This is a genomic window from Nonomuraea sp. NPDC003804, from assembly GCF_040610675.1.
Classification (GTDB): Bacteria; Actinomycetota; Actinomycetes; order Streptosporangiales; family Streptosporangiaceae; genus Nonomuraea.
On the sequence record NZ_JBEXMT010000027.1, the window covers coordinates 93,699 to 118,765 of the forward strand.

Consider the following 25,067-nt stretch of genomic DNA (forward strand, 5'->3'; position numbering starts at 1 on the left):
ACCTTCCTCACCTGAGCCGAGCATGCCGTGTCGAACCCCGGGGAAGCGGGAATCTACTCGGCCTGTGCCCATGAATGGCCGGGAGGCGCCACTTGAGCACTCGGGACGCGGTCGCCGTGCTGGCCGCCGCCGTACTCCTCGCCGGCCTCCTCGGACGGCACCCCGGCCAGCCGGCCACCGCCGCGGCCACCCCGCTCGACAACCCCCACGGCACCCGCCCCGGGCTGGCCCCCATCACCAGCGCGGACGACAGGTCCGCCGCGCGCGACCTCATCGGCGGGTTACGCGTGCGGGGCATGGGGCCCAAGACCGGCTACAGCCGCGCCCGCTACGGCGAGAACTGGGCCGACACCGCCACCGACCTGCCGTACGCGGGCAACGGCTGCCGCACCCGCGACGACCTGCTGGCCCGCGACGGCCACGACCTGTCCTACCGCAGGGGCTCCTCCTGCGACGTCGTCGCGCTCAGCCTCGACGACCCCTACACCGGGCGCACCATCGCCTGGCGCAAGAGACGCGCCGACGACATCCAGGTCGACCACGTCGTCCCGCTGTCCTACAGCTGGCGCATGGGCGCCACCCGCTGGCCCGCCGCCAAGCGACTGCGCTTCGCCAACGACCCGCTCAACCTGCTGCCCGTCGACGGCGACACCAACGAGGCCAAGGGCGGCTCCGGCCCGGCCGCGTGGCTGCCGCCCCAGCGCCGCGTCCGCTGCGCCTACGCCGTCCGTTTCGCCCAGGTCGCGCTGAAGTACGGCATGGCCGTCACCAGGGCCGACAAGGCCACCATGCTCAGAGTGTGTCGGTAGGCCAGTCGAACCCCTTCTCGAACGTGATGCCGGCCAGCGCCCGCTGGCCGTCGGCGTTCGGATGGAAGTAGTCCCACTTGCTCACCAGGTCCAGCGAGAACGGATAGGAGAACACCGCGCCTCCGTCGGTACGGCACCGCGGCCCGTAGGCAGCGCACGCCCGTTCCCACTCCCTGTTGAAGGCCATCACCCTGGCCCGCACCCTGGCCCGCCGCCGCACGTCGGCCCGCTTCGTCGAGGTGGGGTTGGCCAGCATCGTCTGGCAGATCCTGCCCAGCCCCCAGAACGTCCGCGCGATCACGTCGTCCTTGCCGACCTTCCACAACCTGCGCAGGTCGGGGATGCTGGCCACGAACACCCGCGCCTGCGGCAGATCGGCGCGCAGCCGGTCCATCGCCTCCCGCACCCGCTGCCCGAACACCTCGACGGGCGTCATCGCCGCCTCGGTGCGCACGCACGCGTCCTGCGCGCCCAGCATGATCGTCACGTACTCCGCCTTGACCGCGACCGCCTTGTCCACCTGGCCCATCAGGTCGGCGCTGGTCGCCCCCGGCACGGCGAAGTTGCGGTTGTTGCCCCGCAGCTCGGGCTCCCGCTCGGCCAGTCTGAGATAGTGGCTGCGCACGTGCGCGTTGTCGCCCGCCGACCAGGAGCGCGACGTGCACGAGACGTACCAGCCGCAGGCGTTGAACCCCGCGCTCACCGAATCGCCCAGCGCCGCCATCACCCCGGGCACCGGTTCGGTCTCGACGGCGCCCGACCCGGAGACCAGAATCACAGCGGTGAGCACGCGAAGGATCATGGCCCCCAAGGTAGAGACGGCCGCGAGGGCAGGCCACGACAAGGACCCACTTCCTATCGACGCTTGACACAACCGGGTTGAGCCCTATACCACCTGGTGTCCGGATTTTCCCCTAAGGTAGGGCTTGGCGGGGGGCCTGAATCGAACACGTTCAGTTCCGGCATAGCATGTCTTGAGTGAGTGTCGCGCTCGGAACAACCCGCCCTCTGCCGGTTCGTACCGTCCCGATCGGGGACCCCGGCAACCTGCTCGCCAGCCTGCCCTCCACCGCTCCCTACGCGTGGATCCGGCACGGCGAGGGCCTCGCCGGATGGGGCGAAGCCGCCAAGGTCACCGTGCCCTCGGGCCCCGGCCGCTTCGCCTGGGCCCGCCAGTGGCTCTCCTCCGCCTTCGCCGACGCCCACACCCACGACGGCATCGGGCCCGTCGCCTTCGGCACCTTCACCTTCGACGAGAACTCACCCGGCTCCACCCTCGTCATCCCCAGGACCGTCCTGACCCGCCGCGACGGGCAGACCTGGATGACCACCATCGGCGATCCCGCCCCCGCCGGACCGCCGGCCCCCATCACCGATCCCGGGCGCATCAGCTACGGCGACGGCAGCCTCACCGCCCCCGCATGGGAAGGCATCGTCGCCCGCGCCTCCCGGCGCATCCGCGAAGGCGAGCTCGAGAAGGTCGTGCTCGCCCGCGACCTCACCGCCACCGCGCAGCGCCCCATCGACACCCGCCTCCTGCTCACCCGCCTGGCCGAGCGCTATCCCGAGTGCTACACCTTCTCGGTCGCCGGGCTCGTCGGCGCCACCCCTGAGTTGCTCATCCGCCGCACGGGCCAGCAGATCGAATCCCTCGTGCTGGCCGGCACCACCGCACGCGGCACCAACCCCGCCGACGACATCGCCCGCGGCGCGGCCCTGTTCGCCTCCACCAAGGACCGCCACGAGCACGAGTGCGCCATCGCCTCCGTCCGCGAGGCGCTCACCCCGCTGGCGGCCAGGCTCAGCGTGCCCGACGAGCCCGAGCTCCTCGTCCTGCCCAACCTGCAGCACCTGGCCAGCCACGTCACCGGCACCCTCGCCGACGGCGCCTCCGTCCTCGACGTCGTCGCCGCCATGCACCCCACCGCCGCCGTCGGCGGCACCCCCACCGACACCGCCATCCGGCTCATCCGCGAGCTCGAAGGCATGGACCGGGCAGGCTACGCCGGCCCCGTCGGCTGGATCGACGCCCACGGCGACGGCGAGTGGGGCATCGCGCTGCGCTCGGGCATCGTCAAGGGCCGCCGCGCCCGGCTGTTCGCCGGCTGCGGCATCATGGGCGACTCCGACCCGGCCTGCGAGCTGGCCGAGGCGCAGACCAAGTTCCGCGTCATGCAGTACGCGCTGGAGGGCTGAGCCCGTCACGCCTCGGGGAGGTGGACCTCCGCCTCCACGGCCACCGCCGCCCTGCCCGCCGTCAGCGTGGCCACCCAGGCGGTGAAGACGTCCACCTGGTCCTGCCCCACCGCCACCGCGAAGGACGCCTCGGCCCCGTAGCCGGCTTCGCGCACCGGATAGGCCGACGCGCGAAGGGCGTTCTCCACCCGGCCGGCCAGCTCGTGCCCGACCGAGACCCGCACCAGCCTGGCGGGCACCATGCGGACCGGCTCCACCCGGTCGAGGGTCTCGGTCACGGCCGAGCCGTATGCCCTGACCAGGCCGCCCGCGCCGAGCAGCACGCCGCCGAAGTAACGTGTCACGACCGCGACCACGTCGTTGAAGCCGCGGCCCACCAGCGCCTGCACCATCGGCGTGCCGGCGGTGCCACCCGGCTCGCCGTCGTCGTCGCCCTTCTGCAGGCGCTGACCGATGACGTAGGCGGTGCAGTTGTGGGTGGCACCGGGGTGCAGCCTGCGCCGCTCGGCAATGAACGCTGTGGCCGCCTCGACGCTCTCGGCGGGGGCGATCGCGCAGATGAAGCGGGACCTCTTGACCTCGGTCTCGTGCTCGGCGGGGGCTTTCAGGGTGAGGTAAGGGGTCACCTGGCCAGGCTACCGCCTTTACAAAGTAGATCAATGTACCGCGCCGTCGCCGCCCCCGCGCGCGAAGCCGGTGACGGGCGCCCGCCCGGGCGGTGTCCCGGGCCGGCGGTGACCCGGACAGGCGGTGACGACCTGCCGGAGGGTCAGGCAGGCGGGAGACTGATGCCGAGCATGCGGGCGCCGGTCTCGGTGCGCGGCCGGTGGGTGCTGCCCGGACCGAAGACCACGTAGCTGCCCGGGCCGAGACGGTGGCCGTTGTCGATGAACTCGCCCGACACCACGTAGTAGCGCTCCTCCCCGTCGTGCCGGTCGACCTCGGGCCACTCGGCGCCGGGGGCGAAGTCGTACATCCAGCCGCGCGCCCGGTCCGTCGCCGTCAGCCGCCGCCTGACGATGCCCGGGACCACCTCGACGGCCTCCACCTCGTCAACGTGCAGCACGTTCATGTCGTTGTTCTGGTGATTCATGCCGGCCATCCTGCTCGGCCGCCGCTCCCCCGGCACAGTGTCTGGATTGACATCTTGAGATACTTTCCTGCCATGGGCGTTCACCGGGTCGTCGCGCTCGTCCTGCCGCCGCAGTCCACGTTCGAGCTGGCCTGCGCGGCCGAGGTGTTCGGCGTGCGCCGGCCGGGGCTGCCGGTCCACTACGACTTCGGCGTCTGCGCCGAGCGTCCGGGGCCGGTGCCGACGCTGGCCGGCTACGACATGCACGTGCGGGACGGCCTGCCCGCGCTCGACACCGCGGACACGGTCGTCGTGCCCGGCTGGCAGCGGCCCGGCGAGCGGGCCTCCGCGGCCGTCGTCGACGCCCTCGTCCGGGCGCACGGGCGCGGGGCGCGCATCGTCTCGATCTGCTCGGGCGCCTTCCTGCTGGCGCAGGCCGGGCTGCTCGACCACCGCAGGGCCACCACCCACTGGCGCATGGCCGCCGAGCTCGCCGCCCGCTTCCCGCTGGTCCAGGTGGACCCGGACATCCTGTACGCCGACCTGGGCGACGTCGCCACCAGCGCGGGCACCGCGGCGGGCATCGACCTGTGCCTGCAACTGGTCCGCGCCGACCACGGGGCGGCCTACGCCGCGCAGGTGGCCAGGCACATGATCATGCCGCCGCACCGGGAGGGCGGGCAGCTGCAGTACGCCGCCACGCCGGTCACCGCGAAGATCGCCGACTCGCTGGCGCCCGTCCTGGACTGGGCCGCCGAGCGGCTGCACGAGCCCTTGACCGTGGAGGACCTCGCGGCCAGGGCGGGGATCTCGCCACGCACGCTGGCCAGGAGGTTCGCCGAGCAGCTCGGCGCCAGCCCAGGCCGGTGGCTGCTCGGCCGGCGGGTGGCGGCGGCGCAGGCGCTGCTGGAGGAGACCGATCTTCCGGTCGAGACCATCGCGGCCAGGGTCGGGCTGTCGTCGGCGGCCAACCTGCGCAGGCGCTTCCACGACGCCCTGCGGACCACGCCCGCCGCCTACCGCCGGTCCTTCCGCTGGTAGCCGCGGCGGCGACCGGCCCCGGCAGTAAGCTCGACGGCGTGAAGTACGTGCTCATGATCGCTTCCGACGCCTCGGTGCCGCGCGAGGTGGTCGACGCCCAGATCCAGGCGGGTTGCGGCGGCTGGAGCGAGGAGATGGAGGCGCGCGGCGTGGTGCGCGGCGGGGCGGGGCTGCGGCCCAGCTCGGAGGCCACCACCGTGCGCGTGCGCGAGGGCCGGGTGCTGCGGTCGGACGGGCCGTTCGCGGAGACCAAGGAGCAGATCGGCGGATTCGTCCTCATCGAGTGCGCCGACCTGGAGGAGGCCGTCGAGATCGCCGCCAGGCATCCGTCGGCCGGCTACGGCCAGATCGAGATCAGGCCCGTCTGGGAGCCATGACCGGGCCACCGGACCGGCAGGCGCTGATCGAGGGCGTCTTCCGCGCCGAATGGGGTCAGGTCGTGGCCACCCTCATCCGCGTCACCGGCGACTGGGACCTGGCCGAGGAGTGCGCCCAGGACGCCTTCGCCACGGCCATGGAGCGCTGGCCGCGCGAGGGCGTCCCCGACCGGCCGGGCGCGTGGCTGACGGTGACCGCCCGCAACCGGGCCACCGACCGGCTGCGCAGGCAGGCGGCCGGGGCCGCCAAGCTCCGCGAGCTGGCCGCGCACCCGCCGGGACCGCAGCCGGAGGTCGACGGCTTCCCCGACGACCGGCTGCGGCTGATGTTCACCTGCTGCCATCCCGCGCTGCCCTTCGAGGCGCAGGTCGCGCTCACCCTGCGCAGCCTGGCGGGGCTCGGCACCGGCGAGATCGCCCGCGCCTTCCTGGTGCCCGAGTCCACGATGTCCCAGCGGCTGGTCAGGGCCAAGCGCAGGATCCGCGAGGCGGCGATCCCGTTCGCCGTGCCGCCGCCCGAGCTGCTGCCCGAACGGCTCGAGGCCGTCCTGGGCGTCCTGTACCTGCTGTTCAACCAGGGCTACAGCGCGCACGGCCTGTGCGGCGAGGCCATCAGGCTGGCCAGGCTCGCGGCCGGCCTGATGCCCGACGAGCCGGAGGCCGGCGGGCTGCTGGCGTTGATGCTCCTGCACGATGCCAGGCGGGCGGCCAGGCTCGACGACGAGGGCGTGCTCGTCACCCTCGACCGCCAGGACCGCGCCCGGTGGGACCGCGCCCAGATCGACGAGGGCCTCGCCGTCCTCGACGCGAACCTGGCGCGCGGCCGTCCCGGGCCCTACCAGGTGCAGGCCGCCATCGCGGCCTGCCACGCGACCGCCGCCCGCGCGGACGACACCGACTGGCGGCAGATCCTCCTGCTGTACGGCACGCTGGCGCGCATGCTGCCCTCCCCCGTGGTCGAGCTCAACAGGGCGGTGGCCCTCGCGATGGTGGCGGGACCGCAGGCCGGGCTCGACCGGGTCGACACGCTGGCCGGCCTGGACGGCTACCACCTGCTCCCCGCCACCCGCGCCGACCTGCTGCGCCGCCTCGGCCGCCGGACCGAGGCGGCCGAGGCCTACCGGCGGGCGATCGAACTGGCGGACGAGCAGGCCGATCGCCGCTACCTGCGCAAACGCCTGTCGGAGCTCTCCTAGCCCCCGGCCGGGCGCAGGGCCGGGGCGTGGCCTCACGCTAGGCTGAAGGGGTGCGGGGGCGTGCCAGGCCGGCCCCGGCCGTGACAGCTCGTCCCGCATCCCGCGGGTACGCCACGCGCATGGACAGGCATGCGTCCTGATCAGGTGAGGTTCGCGGCAGTGACCGATCCCGTCGACCGCGATGTCGACCGCGATGTCGACCTCGTCGATGCCCGCCGGCGCCGGCAGGCGCGCCGCGCGCAGTACCGCGTGGTGGCGGTGATCGCCGCCGGTGGCGCGGCCGGCGCGGGCGCCCGCTACGGTGCCGCGCTGCTATGGCCGACCCCGGCCGTCTCCTTCCCGTGGACCACGCTGGGTGTCAACGCCTCGGGCTGCCTGCTGATCGGGGTCCTGCTGGTGGCGGTGACCGAGGCGTGGACGGCGCCGGCATGGGTGCGGCCGTTCTTCGCCACCGGCGTGCTGGGCGGCTTCACCACCTTCTCCACCTACTGCGCCGACATCGAACGGCTGGTGAGCGGCGGCCGGGCCGGACCGGCCCTCGGCTACCTCGCGGCGACGGTCGTCGTGGCCATGGCCGCGGTGACGGCCGGCGCCTGGACCACCCGCCGGCTGCTGCGGCCGAAGACGGAAGGCGGCACGCGATGACCCTGTCCGGACGGGCGCTGCGGCTGACGGTTCTCGTCGACGACACCGACACCTGGCACCACCGCCCGCTGTACACCGAGATCGTGCACCGGGCCCACGCCGCCGGGCTGGCCGGGGCGTCGGTCTTCCGCGGCATGGAGGGCTTCGGCGCCGGCAACGTCGTGCACACCACCCGGCTGCTGTCGATGGCCGACGACCTGCCGGTGGCCGTCGTCATCGTCGACGCCGAAGAGAAGATCCGCGCCTTCCTCCCCCAGCTGGACGAACTACGCATCGAGGGCCTGGCCGTCCTGGAGGAGGTCGAGGTCGTGCACTACCGCGGCCGGCAGGCGACGGCATGAACTGGCTGCTGGTCCTGCTCGGCGGCGCGGTCGGCGCGCCGCTGCGGTATCTGACCGACCGGGCCGTGCAGGCCCGCCACGACACCGTCTTCCCCTGGGGGACCTTCGCCGTCAACGTGACCGGCTCCCTGTTCCTCGGGGTGCTGACCGGGGCGGTGCTGGCGGGGGCTGCGGGTCACGACGTGCAACTGCTGGTGGGCACCGGCTTCTGCGGGGCGCTGACCACGTACTCGACGTTCTCGTGGGAGACGCTGCGCCTGGCCGAGTCCGGCGCGGGCCTGCTGGCCGCCGCCAACATCCTCGCCTCGGTGGTGGCCGGTCTGGGCGCGCTGTTCGTCGGCCTCACGATCGCCCAGGCGGTCTTCGGCACATGAATGACCGGCTGTCGTCCGGCACCGCCTTCGCCGGCTGCGCGCTGGTACTCCCGGCTGACTCGCACCCCGCAGGTGCGAGCCGCCCGGTCCATGTGATTCCACAAATCCCGTCATATGCCAGCAACCGCCATGGTTGATCCACTAGATATATGACCATGCACAATTTCACACTTCACGCATCCGGGACAGCAGCCGAAAGGCGGACATGGGGATGCTGAGCAGGCGGAGATTCCTCCAGGCCGGCGCCGCGACGGTGCCGGCCATCGCATTGGGCGGCATTGCTCCCCGCGCGGCCCTCGCCGCGACCGTGGAGACCTCGGGGATCGCGCCCGCCGCGCTCGCCGGGTTCGACAGGGTGCTGAAGACCTATATCGTCGAACGCGGCATTTCCTGCGCCCAGCTGGCCATCTCCAAGAACGGCAAGCTCGTGCTCGCCAGGGGCTACCGCTACTCCGACGACGGCAGATCCCTTCCCGCGGTGACGCCCACCTCGCTGTTCCGCATCGCCAGCCTGAGCAAGCACATCACCGCCACGGCGATCATGCGGCTGGCGCAGGACGGCAAGCTCAGCCTGACGGCGTCGGTCGCCACCCTGCTGGGTCTGCCGACCGAGACCGACGCCCGGCTGGCGCAGGTGACGGTGTGGCGGCTGCTGCAGCACACCGGAGGCTGGGACCGCGAAATCTCCGGCGACTACCTCTACATGGACCATCCCATCTCCAAGGCGCTCGGCGTGCCGCTGCCGATCACCCAGGACCACATCATCCGGTACGCCAACAGCCGTCCGCTCGACTTCGCGCCCGGCACGAGGTACGGCTACAGCAACTACGGCTACATGCTGCTCGGGCGGATCATCGAGAAGGCCTCGGGGATGAGCTACGAGTCCTACGTCAGGCAGCGGATCCTTGGGCCCGTCGGCATCACCCGCCTCCGGCTCGGCCGTACCCTCCGATCAGAGGCCGCGCCCGGCGAGGTGATCTACGAGTCCGATGCCACCGCCACGACCGTCGTGGACGCGTCAGGCGCGGTGGTGCCGCGGCCGTACGGCGGGTTCAGCATGACCAACCGCGGGCCCGGCGGCGGATGGCTGGCCTCGGCGGTCGACCTGGTGCGGTTCGCGAAGGTGCTCGACGCGCCTGGAGCGGTGCTGAACGCGACCTCCATCAACAGGATGCTCGCCAAGCCGGAGACCGGCCCCACCCCTGACGGGGCCTGGTACGGCGCCGGGTGGTGGGTGCGCGAGGTGCCCGGTCACCTCAACACCTGGCACAACGGATCGCTGCCCGGCACCTACACCTACCTCGCCCGGCTGCAGAACGGCTTCACCTACGCCGCCCTGTTCAACAGGGGCGAGGAGAGCGGGTCACTCGACTTCGACGTGCTCAGCCCGCGGATCAACGCCGAAATCGGCAAGGTGACCAGCTGGCCGACCACGGACCTCAGCTCCCGCTACTTCTAGCGTCGCGTGGACGCGGCCGGCGGCGGAAGCCACGCGGACATCGGCCGCAGCCGCTCCTCGGCGGCCCGGTGCCGCCGAGGAGCGCGCGCCCTCAGTGGACGCCGTCAGTGCACGTCGCCAGGTCCAGGCCGGAACCTCCGACCTGGCGGCGGCGTAGACCAGCGGTCTCCACGACGGGCCGGCCGCGGACGGTCGGTACGAGGTTCGCGGGATGCTGCTCCGTCGCTACCGGGACCCGTTCAGGACGGGTCGGCGGGCGGCTCGATCCTGGCCAGGTGGCCGGTCTCCAGTGCCGCCCACAGGAAGCCGTCGGGTCCCGCGGCGATGCCGTGCGGCTCGGAGGCGGGCGTCGGCAGGTCGTAGGTGGTGATGCGGCCCGCGGCGGTGATGCGGCCGACGCGGTTGCCGCCCCACTCGGTGAACCAGCAGGCGCCGTCGGGGCCCAGCGTGATCGCGTGGGGGCGGGCCGCCCGGTCCGGCAGCGGGAACTCGGCGATGTCGCCGTCGACGGTGATCCTGCCGATCTGCCCGGCGCCGATCTCGACGAACCACAGCGCCCCGTCGCCTCCCCGGGTGATGCCGACGGGCGCCGCCGCTGCTGTGGGCAGCTCGTGGACGGTGATGCCCCCGTCCATCGTGACGCGGCCGACGGCGTTGGCCTGGTTCATCGCGAACCACATCGCGCCGTCAGGCCCCGCGGTGATCGCCGAGGGGAAGGCCCCGGCCACCGGCAGCGGGTACTCGGTGACCGTGCCGTCGGTCGTGATCCGCCCGACCAGGCCGGCGTTGGTGCCGGTGAACCACAGCGCGCCGTCGGGCCCCTGCGCGATCCCGAACGGCCCCGCCTGCCCGGTGGGCAGCGCGAAGGAGCGGGCGTGGCCGTCGACGGTGATCCGGCCGATCGCGTGTCCCTGGTACTCGGTGAACCACAGCGCGCCGTCCGGGCCTGGGGTGATCACGGTGGGGCCGGCACCGACCGGATGGGTCGTGAGTGAACCGTCCGCCCCTCTGCGGCCGACGGCGCCCTCGCCGACGAGCGTGTACCAGAGCGCGCCGTCGGGTCCCGCGGTGATCGCGTAGGGGCCCGCGCCCCGCACGGCGAACTCCCTGACCGGATCGTCGATCCACGCGGCCGCCGCGGCGAGCAGGGCGGCGCGGTCGTGGTGGACGTCCACGCGGACGCTGCCGCCCGCGTTCCGCACCGTCTCGGCCGTCGCCGCGGCCTGGTCGGCGGCGGCCACGAGGACCAGCAGGGGTGGCATGCCGTACGGCGGCGCGGACACCGGCGGCGGCGACAGCAGAATCACGCCCGCCGGAGGCGTTCCGAGCAGCGGCAGCGCCTCCAGCGCGACGGTCGCACCGGCCTCCTCCCCCGCCAGGACGATCCTCGAGGCGGGCGTGCCCTCGCCGAGCAGCGCCCGGTAGGCGGCGGCCACGTCGGCAGGCGCGGCGGCGTGCACCTCCACCACGCGTCCGGCCAGGCCGCCGGTGGGCCGCGCGTCGTGCCCGTGGACATAGACGACAGTTCGCACTCTTCCCCCTGTTTCCCATCAAAGACCGAAATGCTACTTGACCACTTGAACCGTATGACGTACGGTACGCCGTACCGAACACTGGAGGAGAACGTCTTGCGAGACAACGACATCCGGCCCTTCCGCCTCGAGATCGCCCAGGCCGATCTGGACGACCTGTGCGAGCGGCTCGACAGGGTCCGCTGGCCCGACGAGGTCCCCGGGCTCGGCTGGCAGTACGGCGTGCCCCTCGACCACCTGCGCGGCCTCGTCGACCACTGGCGCACCGGCTACTCCTGGCGCGCCGCCGAGGCAGAACTGAACGCCCACCCGCAGTTCACCACCGAGATCGACGGCCAGACCATCCACTTCCTCCACGTCCAGTCCGCCGCCCCTGACGCGCTGCCGCTGCTCATCACGCACGGCTGGCCCAGCTCGCCGGTGGAGTACCTGGATGTGATCGAGCGCCTGTCGGCCGACTTCACGCTGGTGATCCCCTCGCTGCCCGGCTACGGCCTGTCCGGACAGACCACGGAGATCGGCTGGGGCTCCACCCGCATCGCCAAGGCGTGGCTGGAGCTGATGACCAGGCTCGGCCACGAGCGGTTCGGCGTGCAGGGCGGCGACTGGGGCAGCTGGATCTCCCGCGAGGTCGGCGTCCTGGCCCCCGAACGCGTCGTGGGCATGCACGGCAACGGCCTCATCTGCTTCCCGCTGGGCCTGCCGGGCGAGCTCGACGACCTCACCGAGGTCGAGCAGGAGCGGATGGACTTCCGCCAGAGGTACATGAGCGAGCAGTACGCCTACAAGCTGATCCAGTCGGCGCGCCCGCAGACCTTCGCCTACGGCATGGCCGACTCCCCCGTCGCCCTGCTGGCCTGGTTCGCGAGCGTCTTCCACGAGTGGAGCGACGGCGGCATCCCGCGCGACCGGCTGCTGACGACCGTCATGCTGTACTGGCTGACGAACACGGCGGGCTCGGCCGCGCGCTCGTTCGTGGAGACGCCGGACACCTCGGAGGACACCTCCGTGGAGTGGGAGCTGAAGCCGGCCACCGTCCCGACAGGCATCTCGGTGTTCCCCAAGGACATCCTCCGGCCGATCCGCCGCTTCGCCGAGCGGGACAACAACGTGGTGAGCTGGGTCGAGCACGAGCGGGGCGGCACGTTCGCCGCCATGGAGCAGCCGGACCGCTACGTCGAGGACGTCCGCGCCTTCTTCCAGGGCCGCTGACGGCCGCAGCGGTCCGGGACCGCTCACACCGCCGCCGCGGCGCACCCCGGGCAGCCGCGCTGGACGGTGCCGCGCGCTGACCAAGCAAGCACAGATGAGCCTGTCACCGCCGTCGAGCGGGGCCATGGTGGAGAGCCGCCGTCGAGCCGCCGCAGCCTGCGCCGGCTCGGCGTCGGTGGCCACGATCCGGCGTCGTCCGGGATGATCGACGGGGTGGAGGAAGCCCGCGGCGCTCTCACTCCGTCTGGTGTGACGGGGTGCTCATGCGCGGCCGGTCAGCGTGGTGGCGTGCGTGAAGGCGTCGAGCAGGCAGGCGGTGAGATCGCGCGCCGCGCTGCCGTCGGGGTCGAGGGCAGGGTTGTAGATCGTCACGTCGAGCGCGGCGGCGCGCGGGTCGGCCAGCAGCGTCCCGGCCAGCACGGCGAACTCCCGCCTGGTGAGCCCGCCGGGCAGGCGGTAGTCGACCGCCGGCATCAGCGCGTCGTCCAGCACGTCGGCGTCGACGTGGAGCAGGAACCGCTCGACGCCTGCGCCGTCCAGATGGGCGAGCGCCTGCCTGGCCGTCTCCTCCGCGCCGAGGTCGCGCGTCCGGGCGAGGGAGACGACGAGGGCGTCGGTGGCGCGCAGCGCGGCGCCGGTGTCCCGCTGCTCGTCCGGGTCGCGGTGGCCGATCAGCGCCGCGGCTCGGCTACGGACGAGGGGCGGCGCGCCGTCCATCCTCGGGAGGAGGTCGGCGCCGGGGCCGAACGCCAGGTACAACTCGGAGTCCGACGCCTCACCCGTGGGCGAGTGCTCGGGCGGGTAGAAGTCGGTGTGCGCGTCGAGGAAGACCAGCCCGTGGGATCCCGTGCGGCCGAGCGCGAGCAGGCTGCCGAAGATGACGCTGTCGTCCCCGCCGAGCATTATGGGGAACGCCCCCGCGTCCAGCACGTCCGCCACGACGCCTGCCTGGCGCAGCGCCACGTCGGCGATCGCCTCGGCGTTGAGCAGCCGACTGGGATGGATGCGCTCCCACGAGTACGGCGGCGCCTCCACCACCGGCCCGCGACGGGCGCCGAGCGCCTCGGCCAGGCCGGCGTCGAGCAGCGCGCCGCCGAGCCGCTCGACACCGGGGACCAGGCCCAGATTGGTCCGCACCTGGATGATCACCGGACGCTCCGGGCGTGCCATTCCGCCTCCCCACCGGGCCCATCTCCCGCCCATCCCCTACCCCGGCCTGCCCACCCTCTCCCCCAGCCGCCCGATCCCACCCCGACCGTCTGTCTGCTCCCGGGCCGACCGCCCTGTTATCGGTGGACACCGAGCACACGGTGCCGCCCTCGGGCACAAGGCGGACCTCGAGCACAGGTGACCGTCGAGCACAGGGTGACGTTCGAGCACACGGTGGACGGTCACCGTGACCGGGTCGAGCACCAGGTGGACGTCGAGCACAGGGTGACCGTTGGGCCGGTGGACATCGGGCTACCGGTGGCCGTCGGTCAGACGGTAGGCGCAGGGCGTCCGGTGGGCGGGCGCGCCGGAACTGGCATCTGGCCCGGAGAGTGCCGAGCCGGCCTGCGGGCGGGCCGGAGCGGCCATCCGCGCCCTGGTAAGACCGCAGGGAACCAGCCCGCGGGCATGCCGGTGCTCCGGGGCCGGGTCGCGCGAGCCCGGCCGCAGGGGTCATGCGCGCAGCGATTCCAGGAGCCTGGACAGCGCGGCCTGGGTGGCGGCGAGATCGCCCGGGTCCGCCGAGGCGGCCAGCCACAGCGCGGCCTCGTTCATCGCCCCGGACAGCAGCCTGGTCAGCGGCGCCACCGGCTGCTCGACGATCGTGCCTGCGGCCATCAGCGTGGTCAGCGCCTCGGCCAGGTGGCGGGCGGAAGTGGCCTCGTCCAGCGTCCGCCACTCGGCCCAGCCGAGGACGGCGGGCCCGTCGATGAGCATGATCTGCTGCACGTCGGGGTCGGCGCTGGCGGCCAGGAAGGCGTGGCATCCGGCCACGAGCTGCGCCCACGGGTCGTCCTGGGCGTCGGCGGTGGCGGCCACCCGTTCGCCCACCTCCTGCTGCACCTGTTCGAGCACCGCGCGGAACAGCTCGGCCTTGCTGTCGAAATGGTGGTACAGCGCGCCCTTGGTGACGCCCGCCGCGCGGACGATCTCCGCCAGGCCGACGGCGGCGTAGCCGTGGGCCGCGAACAGTCTCCGGCTCTCGCGCAGCAGCGTCCGCCTGGTCTGCTCGCGCTGTGCCGCCCTCTGGCTCCGCGTCGTCACGGCCTCGACCCCTTTGACATACCAACGGTATGCGAACTACCGTACCTCGACATACCGACGGTATGTGAAAGGGATCCGGCATGAAGGTCAGCAGTTTCTACCCGGTCATCTGCACCACCCGGGTGCAGGAGTCGCGCGACTTCTACACCCGCCTGTTCGGCTTCGAGCTCACCTTCGAGGCGGACTGGTACGTGAGCCTGCGCCGCGACAACCACGAGCTGGCGCTGCTCGACCCGGCCCACCCGACCGTCCCGGCCGGCTTCCGGGGCGTGGCGGCACGGGGCCTGCTGCTCAACGTCGAGGTCGACGACGTCGACGCCGAGTGGGAGCGGCTCGTGGTCCAGGGCGGTCTCCGGCCCGAGCTGGAGCTGCGCTCCGAGGACTTCGGGCAGCGGCACTTCATCGTCGCCGACCCCAACGGCGTGCTCATCGACGTCATCACCCCCATCCCGCCGGTGGGCGAGTACGCCGGCCAGTACGTCAGCTGAGCCGTGGCAGCAGGGCCAGCTCGGCGGCGCTCAGCTCCAGCTCGGCCGCCTGCGCCGAGTCGCGGACGGACGAGGGGCGGCTGGCACCGGGGATCGGGATCACCACCGGCGACAGGGACAGGTGCCAGGCCAGGCACACCCGTTGCGGGCTGACCCCGCGCTCCTTCGCCACGGTGTGGAACGGGGTCTCGCCGACCGGGTCCGCCTCGTCGAGCGCGCTGCGCGCGATGCCGCCCAGCGGGCTCCACGGCAGGAAGGCGATGCCGAGCTCGGCGCAGAGCCGCAGCTCGGCATCGCCGTCCAGGACGGCGGGCGAGAACCTGTTCTGGACGGAGACCAGGTGCTCGCCGAGCTCGCGGCGGGCCAGCAGGATCTGGCCGGCGTCGACGTTCGACAGCCCGGCCGCCCTGATCTTGCCCTCGTCGAGCAGGTCGCACAGGGCGCCGACGGACTCGGCGAAGGGCACCCGGGGATCCGGCTTGTGCAGCTGGTAGAGCCCGATGGCCTCGACGCCGAGCCGGTGGAGCGACGCCTCGCAGGCCCGCTTGAGATGGCGGGGATCGCCGTTGACCGTCCACGAGCCGTCGCCGGGCCGGCCGCGCCCGCCCTTGGTGGCGATGAGCACGTCCCGGCCGCGGGTGGCGCGGGCCAGCAGGCGCTCGTTGTGGCCGGCCTCGCCGGCGTGCCAGTGGTAGGAGTCGGCGGTGTCGAAGAGCGTGACGCCGGCGTCCAGGGCCGCGTGGACGGTGGCGATCGCACGTTCCTCGTCCGGACGGCCCTCGACGGACAGCGGCATCGCGCCCATGCCGACGGCGCCGACCTCGAAGTCCCCGATCAGCCGCCGGCGCATGCCGCACCCTCCTCGACGCTCGTCCTGACGGCCCGCTCTATGACGCCCGGCAGCCAGTCGGCCACCTGGGAGAAGGCGAACCCCAGGCGGGCGGCGCGGCCGGTGTCCATGGTGAAGGCCCGCTCGAAGGAGTACGGCGAGACCTCCCCGGCCGCGGCGCCGGCGACTCTGGTGAAGGCGGGGGCGGCGGAGGTGGCCGTGCCGATCGCCGCGCACAGCTCCCACACGTCCAGCTCGCCGTGCGAGGCGGCGTTGACGGGGCCGGTGAAGTCGGCGCCCGCGGCCCATGCCAGGAAACGGGCGATCTCGGCCTCGTGGACGAACGACGAGGCGCCGGGGTTCTCGTGCACGGTCACCGGCAGGCCGGCGCGGATCCGCCTGACGTAGTGCTCCAGGCGGCCGGTGAAGTCGGCGCCGCCGAGCACGTGGCCGCTGCGCACGCTGACGAAGGCGAAGTCCGGCTGCGCGGCCAGCACCGCCTCGGCCTGGCGCTTGGCGGGGCCGTACCCGGTGGCGGGTGGCCCCTGCTCGGCGAGGTCGACCGCGTCCTCGGCGAACGGCGCGCCGTCGAGGCCCGCGTAGACCTCGATGGTGGAGGTCATCACGTAGCGCGCCGTACGGCCGGCGAAGACTCGCGCGGCGATCTCCGCCTGGGCCGGCGTGTAGCAGATCTGGTCGATGACGGCCGCGAAGCTCCGGCCCGCCAGCGCGCGGCGCAGCGCCGCCTCGTCGTCCCTGTCGGCCACCAGGTGCGTCACGCCCTCGGGCGCGGGCGCCGACCCCCTGTTGACCACGGTGACGGCCACTCCCTGGGCGTGGAGGCTCTCGACCAGCCGCCTGCCGAAGTACCGGCTGCCGCCGATGACGCACAACTCGTTCATGCGAGCCAGCGTGCCCGCCCTATAGTCATCACCGGTAGTGGCGACTTGCTTAACCAGTCATAAGGAGAGCTGTTGATCGACGTGCACCGGCTCGGGATCCTGCGCGAGGTGGCGGGCCACGGCAGCTTCAACCGCGCCGCGACCGCGCTGCGCCTGACGCCCTCGGCGGTCTCCCAGCAGATCGCCGCGCTCGAACGCACGCTCGGCACCCAGGTGGTCGAGCGCAGCACCCGCGGCGTCACCCTCACCGAGCCGGGCCGCCTGCTGGTGGCGGCGGCCGAGGCCATCGCCGCCGAGCTGAGCGACGCCCAGCAGCGCATCGACCGGCTGGCGGCGGGCCGTGCCCAGCTCACGATCGCCTCCTTCGCCAGCGGCGGCCGTCCCCTGCTGCCGCCCGCGCTGGCCCGGCTGGCCGCCGACCATCCCGGCGTCGAGCTGACGATCCTCGAGCGCGAGCCGGAGGACAGCCTCCCGCTCGTCCGCCAGGGCCGCGCCGATCTGGCCCTGGCCTACCACTTCGACGGGCCGCCCCCGGCCAGGCCGGGCGACCGTTCGGGCATGGACTGGACGCCGCTGCGGCCCGATCCGTTCCGCGTGGTCCTGCCCCGCGCCCACCGCCTGGCCGGACGCGCGGCCGTGCACCTGGCCGAGCTGTCGGGCGAGCGCTGGGTGCTGGGCTGCCTGAAGACCGTGGACCTGCTGCGGCACTACAGCGAGCTGGCCGGCTTCGAGCTGCGCGTCTCGTGCAGCGCCACCGACTACTTCTTCGCCCAGTCGCTGGTCACCGCCGGGGTCGGCGTGGCCCTGATCCCCGAGATCGCGCTGCTGCCCTCGCCCGAGCTGGTGGCGATCCCGCTGGAGGCGCCCAGCCCGTCCCGTTTCATCGGCCTCGCCACCTCGCGGCGTGACCGGGGGGCGGCGCAGCCGTACGTCGACCTCCTGGTCGAGCTGCTACGCCGGCCGCCCGCCGCGACCTCGGTGCCCGCGGGCCCCGCCGCGGCGCCACGCCCCCGGGCTTCAGTCTGACCCGCCACCTGACCGCCGTGAGGTCGGGGCCGGCCTGGAGTGTCCGCGCGTCGACGTCCCCCAGGAGCAGGAACTGGACGAGGAAGCCGGGCACGATGCGCAGAAGCGTCGCGCCGACGGCCTCCGGGCCGGCGGTGGCCGGCAGGCGTCCGTGCCGCCGCATGCGCGCGGCCAGCGTCACCAGGCCGGCGCGGAGGCCGGCCATGGGACCGGGCTCAGGACGGGCGAGGGGCGCGGCGGTCCTTGCGCTGCTCGAGTTCCTCGTCGTCGACCAGGACGAGCATGGGCTTGCCGGGCTCGCACAGCATGGCGACGATGAAGCGGAGCGGGATGTCGGCGCGGTTGTTGCCGTCCTGGTAGTGGATGACGTCTCCGCCCGGCTCCCAGAACGCCTCGCCGGCGCGGACGACCCGCTCCGGCTCGCCTTCCAGTTCCAGCAGCATCTCGCCGTCCAGGACGTAGCCGAACGCGGGGCCGGGATGCCGGTGCGGCGGCGCCCCCGGGTCGCCGGGCGGGTACTCGACGATCACGGTCATCACGTTCGCCCCCTCGGGGATGAACGGCGGCTGGGCCTCCTGCAGCACGGTGAGCGCCGTCTGCCACGCGGTTGATCTCGATATGGACATGGAAGAGCCTTTCGCTGATCTACTTTCCGGTGGCGGTCCGGTCGAGCCAGTCGCGGTATCTGGTCTGACCGAGGGTGGCGCCCTCCCCTGGCACCAGCGTCCGCTCGCCCGGCACGCTGCCGAAGTAGCGCGCCTGCGGGTCGGTGACCACCTCGCGCGAGTCGCCCCAGGCGACCAGGGCCTCGCGGAAGAACTCGTCCATCCGGAACTGCTCGGGCCCGGCCACCTCCACCCTGCCGTTCAGCGGCGACCCCACCGCGACCCGGCCGACCGCCTGGGCGACGTCGTCACCCGCGATGGGCTGGAAGCGCACCGGCGCCACGTGCACCTTGCGATCGACCGTGGCCTCGTCGGCGATGCTGCGGACGAACTCGAAGAACTGCGTCGCGTGCACGAGCGAGAACGGGATCGGGGAGTTCTCGATCAGCCTCTCCTGGGCGATCTTCGCCGCGAAGTAGCCGTTGTCGGGCATCCGCTCGGTGCCCACGACCGACAACGCGACGTGGTGACCCACGCCCGCCGCCGCCTCCGCCGCGAGCAGGTTGCCAGTGGAGGTCTCGAAGAACTCCAGCACCGCGGCCCTCTCGAACGACGGCGAGTTCGACACGTCGACCACCGTGGAGGCGCCGGTCAGCACCTCGGCCAGCCCTTCGCCGGTGAGGGTGTCGACTCCGGTGTCCGGCGCGGCGGCCACCGCCTCGTGCCCGTGCTCTGCCAGCTTCGTCACGAGCTTCGAGCCGATCAGCCCGGTCCCGCCGATTACCACGATCTTCATAACGAACCTTCCCCGCCGCCGGGGCGCTCGGTCGCCCCCGGTAGCCCCGGTCACGACAGGACAGCCCCCAGGGTTTGTGACCGCTACCGCGCTGTTCAATCGGTATCGGTCAAGATCTCTTCTCTGCACGCACCCGCTGACCTGCGCGTTCGTCACGGACCAGGTCGGCGCGGCCCCACCCGGTGCGGGTTCGTGGGCGGGCCGGTCTCCGTGCGGGTCCGCCTCCTGACCTGTCGTCGAGGAGGCGGAATCCTGGGGCTACAGGTGGGAACCTTGCTCAGACGTGGCGGACACAGCGGTGATCTTGGCCGGGTTCATCATCCACAACACCTGCTCGATGCCCTGGGCCGAGGCGGTCACCGTCAGGACGGCGAACACCTGGCCGTCGCGGCTCAGCAGGGCGGAGGTCTGCCCGTTCGTGCTCGCCCACGTCACGTCGACCCCTGTCCAGAAGTGACCCGCGAACGCCCTGACGTACTTGGCCACCCGAGACGCGCCCACCACGGGGAAACGGGAGGCGCGTACGGCGCCGCCGCCGTCGGAGTAGCTGGTCACGTCCGCGGCGAAGAGCTCTTCCAACGCGGTCAGGTCGCCGGAGCGGGCGGCGGCGACGAAGGCCTTCAGCAGCCTGCGCTGCTCGCCCGTGGTCACGGGCGTGCGACGCTCGACCACCACCCGCTTGCGGGCCCTGCTGACCAGTTGGCGGACGGCCGCCTCGTTGAGCTGGACGATCTCGGCTATCTGCCGGTAGGGGTAGTCGAACGCCTCCCGCAGAACGTACGCGGCGCGTTCGGTGGGAGACAGCCGCTCCAGGAGCAGCAGGACCGCGAGCTCCAGCGCCTCGCCTCGCTCCGCGCCGAGGTGCGGGTCCGCGCCGGTGTCGACCGGCTCGGGCAGCCATGGGCCGAGGTAAGTTTCGCGGCGGACGCGTGCGGACCGGGCGGCGTTGATGGCCAGCCGCGTGGTCGTCGTGGCCAGGAACGCGGCGGGATGGCCGACCGTGGCACGGTCGTAGCTCTGCCAGCGCAGCCAGACGTCCTGCACGAGATCCTCGGCTTCGGTGACGCTGGACAGCATCCGGTACGCGATCCCGAACAGCCGTGGCCGCACACTGTCGAAGACCGCCGCGGCCTGTTCGAGATCCCATGCGTCAGCCGCTTCGCCGTCCGCCATCGCCGCTCCCCCATCCTGGACCGCCACCTGCCGCCTCTCCGTCGAGCACCCAGGACGGTTCGCCGGCGGCGCGCCTGCGAGGAACGGGGTGCGGGACGCACGGGTGCGGGGCCGTGGCCGTGCGCCTCGCACACCCGCGGCGGCCCGCCACCGCATACGGTGCCACCATGACATATCGCGTCGCCATGGACATCGGCGGCACCTTCACCGACGTGGTCTGCTACGACGAGCAGAGCGGTGCCGTGCTGGCCTCGAAGGCGCCGACCACCCCCGGAGACCTGGCCGAGGGCGTCTTCGCCGCGCTCGGCCGGGTGGTCGACGATCCGTCCCTCATCTCCTTCTTCGTGCACGGCACCACGCAGGGTCTCAACGCACTCCTCGAACGCAAGGGCGCCAGGGTGCTGCTGCTGACCGGCGAGGGCGCGCGCGACGTCTACCAGATCGCCCGCGGCAACCGCGACCGCATGTTCGAGCTGCGCTACCGCAAACCGGCCCCGCTGGTCCCCCGCGGCGACGTCATGGAGGCGGCCGGCCGGCTCGACTGGCGCGGCGAGGAACTGCAGCCGCTCGACGAGCAGGCCGTACGGCGGGCCGCCCACCGCGCGAAGGCGGAGGGGTTCGACGCGATCGCCGTCACGCTGCTGTTCTCCTACGTGAACCCGGCGCACGAGATCAGGGCGGGCGAGATCCTCCGGCAGGAACTCGGCGACGAGGTGCTGGTCGTGCTCAGCCACGAGGTGGCCAGGGAGTGGCGGGAGTACGAGCGCACCTCCTCAGCGGTCCTGGAGGCCTACACGGGGCCGGTCGTGCGCCGCTACCTGTCGCGGATCGAGCAGCGCTTCGCCGAGCGCGGGCTGGCCGTGCCGGTGCACGTGATGCAGTCGTCGGGCGGCCTGGTCAACGCCGGATACGCGATGAGACGACCGCTGCAGACCCTGCTGTCGGGGCCCGTCGGCGGCACCATGGGCGGGGTGGCCGCGGCCCGACTGCTCGGCCGCGACAATGCCATCTGCGTCGACATGGGCGGCACCTCCTTCGACGTCTCCCTCGTCGTCAACGGGCGCCCCGACGTCAGCGCCGAGGCCAGGATCGAGGGCTTCCCTGTCCTGATGCCGATCGTGAACCTGCACACCATCGGCGCGGGCGGCGGCTCGATCGCCTCCACGGAGGCGGGCGCGCTGCGCGTCGGACCGCAGTCGGCGGGAGCCGTACCGGGGCCGGCCTGCTACGGCAGGGGCGGCACGCAGCCGACGGTGACCGACGCCAACGTGGTGCTGGGCCGCGTCGACCCGGCCTGGTTCGCCGGCGGCCTGATGCGGCTGGACGTCGAGGCGGCGGGGACGGCCGTCGCCACGCTCGCCGAGACGCTCGACATGGATCCGCTGCAGCTGGCCGAGGGCATCTGCGACGTGGCCAACGCCAAGATGGCCCAGGCCATCCGCACCCTCACGGTCGAGCACGGGGTGGAGCCGCGCGAGTTCGCGCTGGTGGCCTTCGGCGGCGCGGGCGCCATGCACGCCGTCTTCATCGCGCGCGAGCTCGGCATCGGCGAGGTCGTCGTGCCGCGCTTCCCCGGCGCCTTCTCCGCGTGGGGGATGCTGGAGGCCGACGTGCGGCGCGACCTGACGCACCCGTACTTCCGCCCGCAGGACGACCTCGACGGCGGCGACATGGCCGCCCGGCTGGCCGACCTGGAACGCGACGCGCTGGCCGCCCTCGACGGCCAGGGCGTGCCGTCCGGGCGGCGGCGGGTCGAGCACGCGGTCGACATGCGCTACGAGGGCCAGGACTACACCCTCACCATCCCGCTGCGCGACGCCGCCGAGCCCGCCGCGCCCGGCTTCCTGCGGGCCGTCGCCGAGCGCTACGCCGAGGCCCACGTCAGCAGGTACGGCCACGCCACCCCCGAGGCGCCGGTCGAGTTCGTCATGCTGCGCAGCACCGGCTTCGGCACCTTCCCCAGGACGGCGACGGCGCCGCCGGCCGGCGAGACGCACCCGCCCGCCGTACGGGATGTGATCTTCGACGGCCGGGTGCACCGCACGCCCGTGCTGCGCAGGAGCGCTCTGGACGGCGAGATCGAGGGCCCCGCCATCGTGGTGGAGGAGACCGCGACCACCGTCATCCCGCCCGGCTGCCTGGCCGCCGTGGACGCCAACGGATTCCTGATCATCAAGGTGACCTCATGATCGACCCCGTGACCACAGAGATCATCCGCTGCGCGCTCCTGCAGGCGGCGGAGGACATGAACACCACGCTCATCCGCTCCTCCTACACGCCGGTCATCTACGAGGCCAAGGACTGCGCCGTCGCGCTGCTCGACCGCGACCACGACGTCCTCGGCCAGTCGAGCGGCCTGCCGATCTTCCTCGGCAACCTGGAGGTCTGCACGCGCGAGACGGAGCGCCTGCTCGGCAGGGACGTCTGGAAGGAGGGCGACGTCTGGGTGCTCAACGACTCCTACATCGGCGGCACCCACCTCAACGACGTCACCGTCTACGGCCCGATCTTCGTCGACGGGGAGCTGGCCGGGTTCGCGGCCTCCAGGGCGCACTGGCTCGACATGGGTTCCAAGGACCCCGGCGGCTCCATGGACTCCACCTCGATCTTCCAGGAGGGCCTGCGCATGGGCCCGACGAAGATCTACGACAACGGCCGGCCGTGCCGCGACCTGCACGAGGTCATCGCCCGCAACGTGCGCTTCCCGCACGCCACGCTGGGCGACATGCGCGCCCAGGTCGCCTGCGCGATGACCGGGCAGCGCCGCCTGGCCGAGATCGTCGGGCGCTGGGGCATCGAGACGGTCATGGCGGCCCGCGACGAGATCTTCGCCCAGACCGAGCGCCTCGAGCGGCAGGCCATCGCCGCCATCCCCGACGGCACCTACACCGCGGGCGGCTTCCTCGACAACGACGGCATCGACCTGGACACCCCGCTGCCGGTCAACGTCACCGTCACCGTCGAGGGCGAGCGCGTCCACGTCGACCTCACCGACTGCGCCGACCAGGCGACCGGCCCGGTCAACTGCGGGGCGGCCCAGGCCGTCGCCGCCGTCAGGGTCGCCTACAAGCTCCTCGTCAGCGCCGACGTGCCGCTCAACGGCGGCTCCTTCCGCCCACTCGACGTCGTCACCAGGCCCGGCTCCATGCTGGCCGCCCAGTCACCTGCGGCCTGCCAGTACTACTACTCCCACCTCGGCCTGCTCATCGACCTGGTCGTCAAGGCGCTGGCCCCGGTCGTGCCCGACCGGGCGGCCGCCGCCTCCTACGGCGACTCGCTCATCGTCCAGTTCACCGGCACCGACCCGCGCACCGGCAAGCTGTACGTCTCCCAGGAGGCCACCGTCGGCGGCTGGGGCGCGTGGGAGGGCGGCGACGGCGAGACGTGCCTGATCAACAACGTGAACGGCGCGCTGCGCGACATGCCGATCGAGGTGCTCGAGACGCTCTTCCCCGTCCGCGTCATCCGCTACGAGGTCCGTCCCGACACCGGCGGGCTGGGACAGTGGCGCGGCGGCAACGGCGTCGTCCGCGAGTACGAGTTCATCGGCGACACCTCTCTGTCGCTGTGGTTCGAGCGCTCCGTCACCCCCGCCTGGGGCCTGGCCGGCGGTACGGCAGGCGCGCCGCCCCGCGTCACGCTCAACCCCGGCACCCCGCGGCAGCGCGAGATGCTCAAGGTCAACGCCCTGCCGGTGCGGGCGGGCGACGTCCTGCGCTGCGAGTCGGGCGGCGGCGGCGGGTACGGCCCCGCCGAGCTGCGCGACCCCGAGGCCGCCGCCGACGACGTCGCCCAGGGCATGGTGACGCGCTAGCGAAGGGCGGCCCCGCCGCGTGGCGGGGCCGCCACCCCTACTCCTTGATCATCTCCACCAGCCGGGTGAGGCTGTCAGCGCCGTGCCCCGCCTCGACCGCCCTGTCGATCAGCCGCTGGATCGGCAGCAGCACGTCGGGGCGCAGGCCCAGCTCCTTGGCCGCCTCGACGAAGTTGGGCATGGCCAGCTGGTTCATCGCCAGCGCCGACACGTCGGTGGCGTAGTCGCCGGAGACGATCTGCTCTGCCTGCTCGGGCATGCCCTCCATCATGGCCGACAGCCACGCGCCCAGCATCGGCGCGAACCCGCGCACGTCCTCGCCGGCCGCCCGCACCATGGCGAACGCGTGGAAGACCCCGCCGAACATGCCGTACATCCCGCTGAGCAGCGCCAGGTCGTACAGCGCGGCCAGGCCCGGGTCGGTGCCCATGAACCGCGCCTGCGCCAGCGCCTCCAGCGTCGCCGCGTGCTCGTGGAAGGCTTCCGCCGAGCCGCTGTAAAGAACCAGCGCGCCGGGCCCGGCGATCATCTGCGGCACCGCCATGATGCCGCCGTCGACGTAGCGGCCGCCCAGCTCGGCCACCCTCGCCGCCACCTCGCGCGCCTGGGCGGGGGTGCCGTTGGTCAGGTTCACCAGCACCCTGCCCGCCAGCGACCCGGCCTCTTCCAGTACCTGGAGCACCGCGTCGTTGTTCACCACGCACACCACCACGAGGGGAGCCGCCGCGACCGCCGCCGCGACGTCGGTCGCGTGTTCCGCGCCGTCCACGTTCCTGCCCGCCGTACGGTTCCACACCGTCGTGCGATGCCCCGCACGCACGAAGGCGCCCGCGAGCGCCTTCCCCATCAGGCCGAGCCCGATCACCGTTACCGAAGTCATGCCTCCACCGTGCGGCACCGCCCTCTCGATCCGCTCTCGATACGGTG

General features: G+C 72.9%; 26 protein-coding genes. 14 read left to right on the plus strand and 12 right to left on the minus strand.

The window, feature by feature from the left end:
• The first annotated feature begins 92 nt into the window (after positions 1 to 92).
• On the plus strand, positions 93 to 809 hold the full coding sequence (locus ABZX22_RS32010; RefSeq protein WP_354916200.1) for an HNH endonuclease family protein: 717 nt from the start codon (positions 93 to 95) through the stop codon (positions 807 to 809).
• Here ABZX22_RS32010 and ABZX22_RS32015 read toward each other — a convergent pair.
• A complete protein-coding gene (locus ABZX22_RS32015; protein ID WP_354916202.1) occupies positions 793 to 1,611 on the minus strand; it encodes a GDSL-type esterase/lipase family protein in 819 nt (272 codons plus the stop codon). The two genes, ABZX22_RS32010 and ABZX22_RS32015, sit on opposite strands and share 17 nt — an antisense overlap.
• 176 nt (positions 1,612 to 1,787) lie before the next feature.
• Here ABZX22_RS32015 and ABZX22_RS32020 point away from each other — a divergent pair, with 176 nt between their 5' ends.
• Positions 1,788 to 3,005 carry an isochorismate synthase gene (locus tag ABZX22_RS32020; RefSeq protein WP_354916205.1) on the plus strand — a complete coding sequence of 406 codons (1,218 nt, stop codon included), beginning with the start codon at positions 1,788 to 1,790 and terminating at the stop codon, positions 3,003 to 3,005.
• Between the two features lie 5 nt (positions 3,006 to 3,010).
• Here ABZX22_RS32020 and ABZX22_RS32025 read toward each other — a convergent pair whose 3' ends face one another.
• A complete protein-coding gene (locus ABZX22_RS32025) occupies positions 3,011 to 3,631 on the minus strand; it encodes a YigZ family protein (protein WP_354916208.1) in 621 nt (206 codons plus the stop codon).
• 143 nt (positions 3,632 to 3,774) lie between these two features.
• Entirely contained in the window at positions 3,775 to 4,098 is a 324-nt protein-coding gene (locus ABZX22_RS32030) for a cupin domain-containing protein (protein WP_354916211.1), read from the minus strand.
• A gap of 72 nt (positions 4,099 to 4,170) precedes the next feature.
• Here ABZX22_RS32030 and ABZX22_RS32035 point away from each other — a divergent pair, with 72 nt between their 5' ends.
• The 7 genes from ABZX22_RS32035 to ABZX22_RS32065 all read left to right on the plus strand — a co-directional run bounded on the left by ABZX22_RS32035 (position 4,171) and on the right by ABZX22_RS32065 (position 9,510).
• Positions 4,171 to 5,118 (plus strand): helix-turn-helix domain-containing protein, encoded by a 948-nt coding sequence (locus ABZX22_RS32035; RefSeq protein ID WP_354916214.1) that lies wholly within the window; start codon positions 4,171 to 4,173, stop codon positions 5,116 to 5,118.
• 38 nt (positions 5,119 to 5,156) lie between these two features.
• Complete coding sequence (locus ABZX22_RS32040; RefSeq protein ID WP_354916217.1) at positions 5,157 to 5,495, plus strand: YciI family protein; 339 nt, start codon at positions 5,157 to 5,159, stop codon at positions 5,493 to 5,495.
• The gene (locus ABZX22_RS32045) at positions 5,492 to 6,691 is read left to right on the plus strand and encodes an RNA polymerase sigma factor (RefSeq protein WP_354916220.1); all 1,200 of its coding nucleotides are present in this window, start codon (positions 5,492 to 5,494) and stop codon (positions 6,689 to 6,691) included. Before ABZX22_RS32040 ends, ABZX22_RS32045 begins: the two co-directional genes overlap by 4 nt.
• A gap of 159 nt (positions 6,692 to 6,850) precedes the next feature.
• Positions 6,851 to 7,336 carry a CrcB family protein gene (locus ABZX22_RS32050; RefSeq protein ID WP_354916223.1) on the plus strand — a complete coding sequence of 162 codons (486 nt, stop codon included), beginning with the start codon at positions 6,851 to 6,853 and terminating at the stop codon, positions 7,334 to 7,336.
• On the plus strand, positions 7,333 to 7,677 hold the full coding sequence (locus ABZX22_RS32055; protein WP_354916226.1) for a DUF190 domain-containing protein: 345 nt from the start codon (positions 7,333 to 7,335) through the stop codon (positions 7,675 to 7,677). Before ABZX22_RS32050 ends, ABZX22_RS32055 begins: the two co-directional genes overlap by 4 nt.
• Complete coding sequence (crcB, locus tag ABZX22_RS32060; RefSeq protein ID WP_354916229.1) at positions 7,674 to 8,051, plus strand: fluoride efflux transporter CrcB; 378 nt, start codon at positions 7,674 to 7,676, stop codon at positions 8,049 to 8,051. The genes ABZX22_RS32055 and crcB overlap by 4 nt, the downstream gene beginning before the upstream one ends.
• 211 nt (positions 8,052 to 8,262) lie before the next feature.
• On the plus strand, positions 8,263 to 9,510 hold the full coding sequence (locus ABZX22_RS32065; protein ID WP_354916232.1) for a serine hydrolase domain-containing protein: 1,248 nt from the start codon (positions 8,263 to 8,265) through the stop codon (positions 9,508 to 9,510).
• A 239-nt stretch (positions 9,511 to 9,749) separates the two neighbouring features.
• On the opposite strand, the gene ABZX22_RS32070 is transcribed toward ABZX22_RS32065, so the two are convergent.
• Positions 9,750 to 11,042 (minus strand): hypothetical protein, encoded by a 1,293-nt coding sequence (locus ABZX22_RS32070; RefSeq protein ID WP_354916234.1) that lies wholly within the window; start codon positions 11,040 to 11,042, stop codon positions 9,750 to 9,752.
• 96 nt (positions 11,043 to 11,138) lie between these two features.
• On the opposite strand from ABZX22_RS32070, the gene ABZX22_RS32075 reads away from it, so the two are divergent.
• Positions 11,139 to 12,254 (plus strand): epoxide hydrolase family protein, encoded by a 1,116-nt coding sequence (locus tag ABZX22_RS32075; protein ID WP_354916237.1) that lies wholly within the window; start codon positions 11,139 to 11,141, stop codon positions 12,252 to 12,254.
• 261 nt (positions 12,255 to 12,515) lie between these two features.
• On the opposite strand, the gene ABZX22_RS32080 is transcribed toward ABZX22_RS32075, so the two are convergent.
• The gene (locus ABZX22_RS32080) at positions 12,516 to 13,424 is read right to left on the minus strand and encodes an arginase family protein (RefSeq protein ID WP_354916240.1); all 909 of its coding nucleotides are present in this window, start codon (positions 13,422 to 13,424) and stop codon (positions 12,516 to 12,518) included.
• A 492-nt stretch (positions 13,425 to 13,916) separates the two neighbouring features.
• Positions 13,917 to 14,507 carry a helix-turn-helix domain-containing protein gene (locus tag ABZX22_RS32085; protein ID WP_354916243.1) on the minus strand — a complete coding sequence of 197 codons (591 nt, stop codon included), beginning with the start codon at positions 14,505 to 14,507 and terminating at the stop codon, positions 13,917 to 13,919.
• An 80-nt stretch (positions 14,508 to 14,587) separates the two neighbouring features.
• On the opposite strand from ABZX22_RS32085, the gene ABZX22_RS32090 reads away from it, so the two are divergent.
• The gene (locus ABZX22_RS32090) at positions 14,588 to 14,995 is read left to right on the plus strand and encodes a VOC family protein (protein ID WP_354916246.1); all 408 of its coding nucleotides are present in this window, start codon (positions 14,588 to 14,590) and stop codon (positions 14,993 to 14,995) included.
• Here the strand turns inward: ABZX22_RS32090 and ABZX22_RS32095 are convergent.
• Both ABZX22_RS32095 and ABZX22_RS32100 read right to left on the minus strand, forming a co-directional pair.
• On the minus strand, positions 14,988 to 15,845 hold the full coding sequence (locus tag ABZX22_RS32095; RefSeq protein ID WP_354916249.1) for an aldo/keto reductase: 858 nt from the start codon (positions 15,843 to 15,845) through the stop codon (positions 14,988 to 14,990). The two genes, ABZX22_RS32090 and ABZX22_RS32095, sit on opposite strands and share 8 nt — an antisense overlap.
• A complete protein-coding gene (locus tag ABZX22_RS32100; protein ID WP_354916252.1) occupies positions 15,830 to 16,726 on the minus strand; it encodes an NAD-dependent epimerase/dehydratase family protein in 897 nt (298 codons plus the stop codon). Before ABZX22_RS32100 ends, ABZX22_RS32095 begins: the two co-directional genes overlap by 16 nt.
• Before the next feature lie 81 nt (positions 16,727 to 16,807).
• On the opposite strand from ABZX22_RS32100, the gene ABZX22_RS32105 reads away from it, so the two are divergent.
• Positions 16,808 to 17,752 (plus strand): LysR substrate-binding domain-containing protein, encoded by a 945-nt coding sequence (locus ABZX22_RS32105; RefSeq protein WP_354916343.1) that lies wholly within the window; start codon positions 16,808 to 16,810, stop codon positions 17,750 to 17,752.
• 215 nt (positions 17,753 to 17,967) lie between these two features.
• Here the strand turns inward: ABZX22_RS32105 and ABZX22_RS32110 are convergent, their stop codons facing one another.
• The 3 genes from ABZX22_RS32110 to ABZX22_RS32120 all read right to left on the minus strand — a co-directional run bounded on the left by ABZX22_RS32110 (position 17,968) and on the right by ABZX22_RS32120 (position 20,326).
• A complete protein-coding gene (locus ABZX22_RS32110; RefSeq protein WP_354916255.1) occupies positions 17,968 to 18,378 on the minus strand; it encodes a cupin domain-containing protein in 411 nt (136 codons plus the stop codon).
• 19 nt (positions 18,379 to 18,397) lie between these two features.
• The gene (locus tag ABZX22_RS32115) at positions 18,398 to 19,153 is read right to left on the minus strand and encodes an SDR family oxidoreductase (RefSeq protein ID WP_354916257.1); all 756 of its coding nucleotides are present in this window, start codon (positions 19,151 to 19,153) and stop codon (positions 18,398 to 18,400) included.
• Positions 19,154 to 19,411: 258 nt separating this feature from the next.
• Positions 19,412 to 20,326 (minus strand): RNA polymerase sigma-70 factor, encoded by a 915-nt coding sequence (locus ABZX22_RS32120; RefSeq protein ID WP_354916260.1) that lies wholly within the window; start codon positions 20,324 to 20,326, stop codon positions 19,412 to 19,414.
• Between the two features lie 167 nt (positions 20,327 to 20,493).
• Between ABZX22_RS32120 and ABZX22_RS32125 the strand changes: the two genes are divergently transcribed.
• Positions 20,494 to 22,515 carry a hydantoinase/oxoprolinase family protein gene (locus ABZX22_RS32125; RefSeq protein ID WP_354916263.1) on the plus strand — a complete coding sequence of 674 codons (2,022 nt, stop codon included), beginning with the start codon at positions 20,494 to 20,496 and terminating at the stop codon, positions 22,513 to 22,515.
• Positions 22,512 to 24,140: a hydantoinase B/oxoprolinase family protein gene (locus tag ABZX22_RS32130; protein WP_354916266.1), complete on the plus strand. Its 1,629-nt coding sequence runs from the start codon at positions 22,512 to 22,514 to the stop codon at positions 24,138 to 24,140. Before ABZX22_RS32125 ends, ABZX22_RS32130 begins: the two co-directional genes overlap by 4 nt.
• A gap of 37 nt (positions 24,141 to 24,177) precedes the next feature.
• Here ABZX22_RS32130 and ABZX22_RS32135 read toward each other — a convergent pair whose 3' ends face one another.
• Complete coding sequence (locus ABZX22_RS32135) at positions 24,178 to 25,020, minus strand: NAD(P)-binding domain-containing protein (RefSeq protein ID WP_354916269.1); 843 nt, start codon at positions 25,018 to 25,020, stop codon at positions 24,178 to 24,180.
• Between the last annotated feature and the right edge of the window lie 47 nt (positions 25,021 to 25,067).